Genomic DNA, 5,664 nt, shown 5'->3' with positions numbered 1-5,664 from the left:
CGGGCCGTGGCCTACCAGGCGCAGGCATTGCCGGCAGCGTTGGAGGGCAAGGACCTGCGCATCACCGGCGTGGTGGCCGCCATGCCGCAGATCAACGAGGCGGGCACCCGCTGGCGCATGGTGGTGGAGGGGGCGACGCTGCAGGGCGCGCCGGTGTCCTTGCCGCCCCTGGTGGATGTGGCCTGGTATGGCAGCGCTTTCGGCGGTGCGGGCGAGGTGCTGGACCTGCAGCGCCAGCCCGCCCCGGTGCGTGCGGGCGAGCGGTGGCAGATTACCGTGCGCCTGAAGGCGCCCCATGGCCTGCGCAACCCGCATGGTTTTGACTACGAACTGTGGATGTGGGAGCAGGGCCTGCAGGCCACGGGTTACGTGCGCGCGGGCCCCAAGGACGAGCCGCCGGTGCGTGTGGCCGCCACCTGGCAGTACCCGGTGGAGCAGTTGCGCCAGCGTGTGCGGGACGCCATCCTGGAGCGCCTGGTATTCGGGCAGGATGGCTCGGGCAATGACATCGCCGACCCCACCCGCACGCGCACGGCGGGCGTGGTGGCGGCGCTGGTCACCGGCGACCAGCGTGCCATTGACCGTGCAGACTGGGATGTGTTCCGTGCCACCGGGGTGGCCCACCTCATGAGCATTTCGGGTCTCCACATCACGCTGTTCGCCTGGCTGGCGGCGCTGGTGGTGCGGGCGTTGTGGCGGCGCTCGCCCCGGTTGAGCCTGGCGGTGCCTGCGCAATCCGCCGCACTGGTGTCGGGTGTGCTGCTGGCCACGGCCTACGCCCTGTTCAGCGGCTGGGGCGTGCCCGCGCAGCGCACGGTGACCATGCTGGCCATCGTGGGGCTGCTGCAGCTGAGCGGGCGCCGCTGGCCCTGGCCCCAGGTGTGGCTGCTGGCCTGTGGGGCCGTGGTGGTGCTGGACCCGTGGGCATTGGCTCAGGCAGGCTTCTGGCTCAGCTTTGTGGCGGTGGGCGTGCTGTTTGCTACTAATCCGATAGCTGCTGAGGCAATTGGTACTAGCGCTATAGGCCGTTTTTATGCCTTGGTGCGTGAACAATGGGTGGTCACGCTCGCGCTCACGCCTTTGGGCTTGCTGCTGTTTGGCCAGGTGTCGCTGGTGGGTTTTGTGGCCAACCTGGTGGCCATCCCCTGGGTGACGCTTGTGGTCACGCCGCTGGCGCTGGGGGGCGTGTTGTGGGCGCCGCTGTGGAGTGCAGCGGCCCTCAGCCTGCAGCCGTTCACCGCGTTGCTGCAGTGGCTGGGGCAGTGGCCCTGGGCCGCTGTGTTTTTGCCTGCCGCGCCGCTGTGGGCGGGCGTGGCGGCGGTGGCTGGGGGCGCGCTCTTGGCCATGCGCTTGCCCTGGCGCCTGCGTTTGCTGGCGTTGCCCCTGCTGCTGCCGGTGTTGTGGTGGCAGCCGGAGCGGCCGGTCGCGGGGCAGTTGGAGCTGCTGGCCGCCGACATCGGCCAGGGGAATGCCGTGCTGGTGCGCACGGCCACGCACACCCTGCTGTATGACGCAGGGCCGCGCTTCAGCCGCGAGAGCGATGCGGGCCACCGCGTGCTGGTGCCGCTGCTGCGGGCGCTGGGGGAGCAGGTGGATGTGCTCATGCTCAGCCACCGCGATGCCGACCACACGGGCGGTGCAGCGGCCGTGCTGGCCCAGCAGCCGGGCGCTGAACTGACCGGCTCCATCGAAGCCGAGCATGCCCTGCAGCGCTTGCGCCCCAGCAGGCCCTGCCTGGCAGGCCAGCGCTGGGAGTGGGATGGCGTGGCTTTTGAGGTGCTGCATCCGCTGCCCGGTGACGAGGCCCCTGTGGCGGCCAAGGCCCCGCGTCCCAATGCGCTCAGCTGCGTGCTGCGCATCACGGCCGCCGGGCCCGAGGGCGGGACGGCCCTGCTGGTGGGCGACATCGAGGCACCGCAGGAGCAAGCCTTGCTGGCGCGCAGCGCGCCCTTGCGGGCCGACCTGTTGCTGGTGCCGCACCACGGCAGCAAGACCTCGTCGTTGGCGGCTTTTCTGGAAGCTGTCCAGCCGCGCACCGCTTTGGTGCAGGCTGGTTATCGCAACCGCTTCGGTCATCCGGCGCCGGATGTGCTGCAGCGCTACCGTGCGCGCCAGATTGCGGTGGTGGAATCGTCGCGCTGCGGGGCCGCCCGCTGGTCCTCGTCGCAGCCTGGGCAGGTGGCCTGCGAACGCGACACCGGCGAGCGCTACTGGCAGCACCGCATGGTGCCACGGGACGACTGATTCGGGGCCGATGGCGCAGCGCCGCCAGGGGTGTTGGGCGGGGGTGGGCTCACAACTTGCTATCCTGATCGCAGGAGGCCCGTTCATGCAGAAATTTGACGAGATGTACGCCATGCTGCCGTTTGATGGCAGCGACGTGCGGGAACACTACAAGCGCTATGCGCAGTGGTTGAGCAAACAGCCCCCTGACGTGATGCAGGCCCGCAGGGCCGAAGCCGAGATGATCTTCCGGCGCGTGGGCATCACCTTCGCCGTCTACGGCGCCAAGGATGAAGGCGGCGCAGGCAACGAGCGGTTGATCCCGTTCGACCTGATCCCCCGCATCATTCCGGCCCACGAGTGGGCCAGCATGCAGCAGGGGCTGGTGCAGCGTGTCACGGCGCTCAACCGTTTCATCCACGACGTCTACCACGGCCAGGACATCATCCGCGCCGGCATCGTGCCCGCCGACCTCATCCTGAACAACGCGCAATACCGCCCCGAGATGGCCGGCGTGCATGTGCCGCAAGACATCTACGCGCACATCGCAGGCATCGACATCGTGCGCGCCCCTGATGCCCAGGGCAATGGTGAGTACTACGTGCTCGAAGACAACCTGCGCGTGCCCAGCGGTGTGAGCTACATGCTCGAAAACCGCAAGATGATGATGCGGTTGTTCCCCGAGCTGTTCAGCCTGCACAAGGTGGCGCCAGTGGCCCACTACCCCGACATGCTGCTCGAAACCCTGCGCGCCAGCGCCCCCGCCACGGCGGATGAGCCCACGGTGGTGGTACTCACGCCCGGCATGCACAACAGTGCGTACTTCGAGCACGCCTTCCTGGCCCAGCAGATGGGGGTGGAGCTGGTGGAGGGCCAGGACCTGGTGGTCAAGGACAAGTTCGTGTACATGCGCACCACACGCGGCCTGCAGCGGGTGGACGTGATCTATCGCCGCGTGGACGATGACTTCCTCGACCCCCAAGTCTTCCGCCGCAATTCCACCCTGGGCTGCTACGGCCTCATGGAGGCTTACCGCGCGGGCAACGTGGGCATCTGCAACGCTGTGGGCACGGGCGTGGCGGACGACAAGTCCGTCTACCCCTATGTGCCGGAGATGATCCGCTTCTACCTGGGCGAGGAGCCCATCCTGAAGAACGTGCCCACCTGGATGTGCCGCAAGCAGGACGACCTGCAGCACGTGCTGGCCAACCTCAAGGATCTGGTGGTGAAGGAGGTGCACGGCGCGGGCGGCTACGGCATGCTCATCGGCCCTGCCGCTACGCAGGCCGAGATCGAGGACTTTCGCCGTGCGCTGCTGGCCAACCCGGCGGGCTACATCGCGCAGCCCACGCTCAGCCTGTCAAGCTGCCCCACCTATGTGGAAAGCGGCATTGCCCCGCGCCACATCGATCTGCGCCCCTTTGTGCTCAGCGGTCGCGAGGTGCAGATGGCCGCTGGCGGCCTCACGCGCGTGGCGCTGCAAGAGGGCTCGCTGGTGGTGAATTCGTCGCAGGGCGGCGGCACCAAGGACACCTGGGTGCTGGGCGAGGGTACGCCCACAGCGCAACCCAAGGCCGTGCAATCCCAGTCGCAATCCCAGTCGCAATCGCAGGGACAAGGTCAGTCACAAAGTCAATCGCAAGGGAGCCTCTGAACATGCTGAGCCGCACCGCCGACCATCTGTTCTGGATGTCCCGCTACACCGAGCGAGCTGAAAACGCCGCCGAAAGCGGGGTTCCGCCACAACTCAGCCAGCGTGCGCAGCACGCGCGGGGTTCTCTGCCCGGGGAGGAAAAATGCTAAGTCGCACTGCCGATCATCTGTTCTGGATGTCCCGATATACAGAGCGGGCAGAGAACACAGCAAGAATGCTCAATGTGAGCTATGAGACCTCCCTGTTGCCCCAGGCTGCAGATGTGGCGCAAAAGGGCTGGGAGGGCCTGCTGTCCATCAGCGAGCTGATCCCTGCCTACACCGCCAAGCATGGTGAAGTGACGCCCGCCAACGTGCTGGAGTTCATGGTGCACGACGGCAACAACCCGTCGTCCATCCTGTCGTGCCTGCGCGCCGCACGCGAGAACGCGCGGGCCGTGCGCGGCGCGCTCACCACCGAGGTGTGGGAAACGCAGAACCAGACCTGGCTGGAACTGCACCGGCAACTGGAAGGCGGCGCGTTCGAGCGCGACCCAGGCCAGTTCTTTGAATGGGTGAAGTACCGCTCGCACCTCTCACGCGGCGTGGTGCTGGGCACCATGCTGCAGGACGAGGCGTTTCACTTCTTGCGCATGGGCACCTTCCTGGAGCGCGCGGACAACACCGCGCGCCTGCTGGATGTGAAGTTCCACGCGGTCAAGAACGACTTTTTTGGCCGCCCCAGTGACCGCAACCAGGAAAGCGACTTCTACCACTGGAGCGCCATCTTGCGCAGCGTGTCGGCGTTCGAGGTGTACCGCAAGGTCTACCGCGACGTGATCACGCCGGGCCGCGTGGCCGACCTGCTGATCCTGAGCCGCGACATGCCGCGCTCGCTGCACGCGTGCCTGCGGGAGGTGGTGGACAACCTGGCGGTGCTGGCCAACGGGCAGTCCGCCGAGACCAGCCGCAGGGCAGGGCGCCTGCTGGCCGACCTGCAGTACGGCCGCATCGACGAAATCCTGGCGACCGGGCTGCACGCGTTCCTCACGCAGTTCCTGGACCGGGTGAACGACCTGGGTGGCGGCATCAGCCGCGATTTTCTGGTGACGTCCGGCGATTGAAAACCAGCAGGGCGGCGCCATGCCAGGCCAGCCCTGCTGCGTAGGGAAGCAGCGGGGCCCAGGGAGAGCCCAGCCAGGCCCTTGCCTGGGGGCTGCTGAACCACGCTAACCAGGCGGGCAGGGTTGCACCCCACGGCGCGTGCAGGTGGGCCTGCAGTACGCCACAGGCGGTAAGCCCCAGGCCCACCAGCGTGCCCACCGCGATGCCGTAGGCGACCGGCAGCTTGCGGCGGCCCGCCATCGCCATGAAGGCCGCACTGAAGAACACCCCCAGGAACACGGTGGCCAGCCAGGCCACCGGCCACCAGCCTGCATCACCGGCTCCAGACCGGGCCACCAGCAGCGCGTTGAAACCGCCCATGGCGCCCAGCGCCAGCAGTGGTACCAGAAAGTTGCGATACCGCGCGCTCAGCTGTGCCGAATGCGCTGCCTGATTGGGCGTTTTTGCGGTACGGCTGCGCGCATCGCTGGTCATTCTTGCGCGTTGCGCCGCTGGTCCCGCAACATGAAGAGGTAGAGGCTTTCGACCTTCTCGCGCGCCCAGGGGGTCTTGCGCAGGAACTTGAGGCTGGAGCCCACGCTGGGGTCGATCTGGAAGCAGCGGATGGGAATCTGCCGCCCCAGCTCATCCCAGCCAAAGTAGTCGGCCAGGCCCAAGACCATGGCTTCGAGTGTCACGCCATGC

6 protein-coding genes are annotated in these 5,664 nt (G+C 67.5%); 4 read left to right on the top strand and 2 right to left on the bottom strand.

Going from position 1 to position 5,664, the window contains the following annotated elements; genetic code table 11:
* From DBR23_RS11825 to DBR23_RS11810, 4 genes are all read left to right on the top strand, one after another.
* The coding region (locus tag DBR23_RS11825; protein ID WP_233250408.1) for a DNA internalization-related competence protein ComEC/Rec2 at positions 1 to 2,244 on the top strand (2,244 nt) is incomplete at its 5' end.
* Between the two features lie 85 nt (positions 2,245 to 2,329).
* Positions 2,330 to 3,877 (top strand): circularly permuted type 2 ATP-grasp protein, encoded by a 1,548-nt coding sequence (locus DBR23_RS11820; protein WP_108498370.1) that lies wholly within the window; start codon positions 2,330 to 2,332, stop codon positions 3,875 to 3,877.
* Positions 3,878 to 3,879: 2 nt separating this feature from the next.
* Positions 3,880 to 4,026 carry an alpha-E domain-containing protein gene (locus tag DBR23_RS11815; protein ID WP_108498369.1) on the top strand — a complete coding sequence of 49 codons (147 nt, stop codon included), beginning with the start codon at positions 3,880 to 3,882 and terminating at the stop codon, positions 4,024 to 4,026.
* The gene (locus tag DBR23_RS11810) at positions 4,020 to 4,979 is read left to right on the top strand and encodes an alpha-E domain-containing protein (RefSeq protein ID WP_055400923.1); all 960 of its coding nucleotides are present in this window, start codon (positions 4,020 to 4,022) and stop codon (positions 4,977 to 4,979) included. The genes DBR23_RS11815 and DBR23_RS11810 overlap by 7 nt, the downstream gene beginning before the upstream one ends.
* Here the strand turns inward: DBR23_RS11810 and DBR23_RS11805 are convergent.
* Positions 4,945 to 5,454: a hypothetical protein gene (locus DBR23_RS11805; protein WP_099729783.1), complete on the bottom strand. Its 510-nt coding sequence runs from the start codon at positions 5,452 to 5,454 to the stop codon at positions 4,945 to 4,947. The two genes, DBR23_RS11810 and DBR23_RS11805, sit on opposite strands and share 35 nt — an antisense overlap.
* Positions 5,451 to 5,664, bottom strand: a 214-nt coding sequence (locus DBR23_RS11800; protein ID WP_108498368.1) for a VF530 family DNA-binding protein, incomplete at its 5' end; no start/stop codon positions are given. The genes DBR23_RS11805 and DBR23_RS11800, both read right to left, overlap by 4 nt.

Source organism: Acidovorax sp. HMWF018 (assembly GCF_003061035.1).
Taxonomy (GTDB): domain Bacteria; phylum Pseudomonadota; class Gammaproteobacteria; order Burkholderiales; family Burkholderiaceae_C; genus Acidovorax; species Acidovorax delafieldii.
Note: the sequence above shows the minus strand (reverse complement) of the source record. Positions and strands in the feature narration are given on the sequence as shown.

What these genes read in the sequence shown, in the direction of transcription:
- DBR23_RS11820 (WP_108498370.1), top strand. Translation starts at nt 2,330, where the DNA reads ATGCAGAAATTTGACGAGATGTACGCCATGCTGCCGTTTGATGGCAGC.
- DBR23_RS11815 (WP_108498369.1), top strand. Translation starts at nt 3,880, where the DNA reads ATGCTGAGCCGCACCGCCGACCATCTGTTCTGGATGTCCCGCTACACC.
- DBR23_RS11810 (WP_055400923.1), top strand. Translation starts at nt 4,020, where the DNA reads ATGCTAAGTCGCACTGCCGATCATCTGTTCTGGATGTCCCGATATACA.
- DBR23_RS11805 (WP_099729783.1), bottom strand. Translation starts at nt 5,454, where the DNA reads ATGACCAGCGATGCGCGCAGCCGTACCGCAAAAACGCCCAATCAGGCA.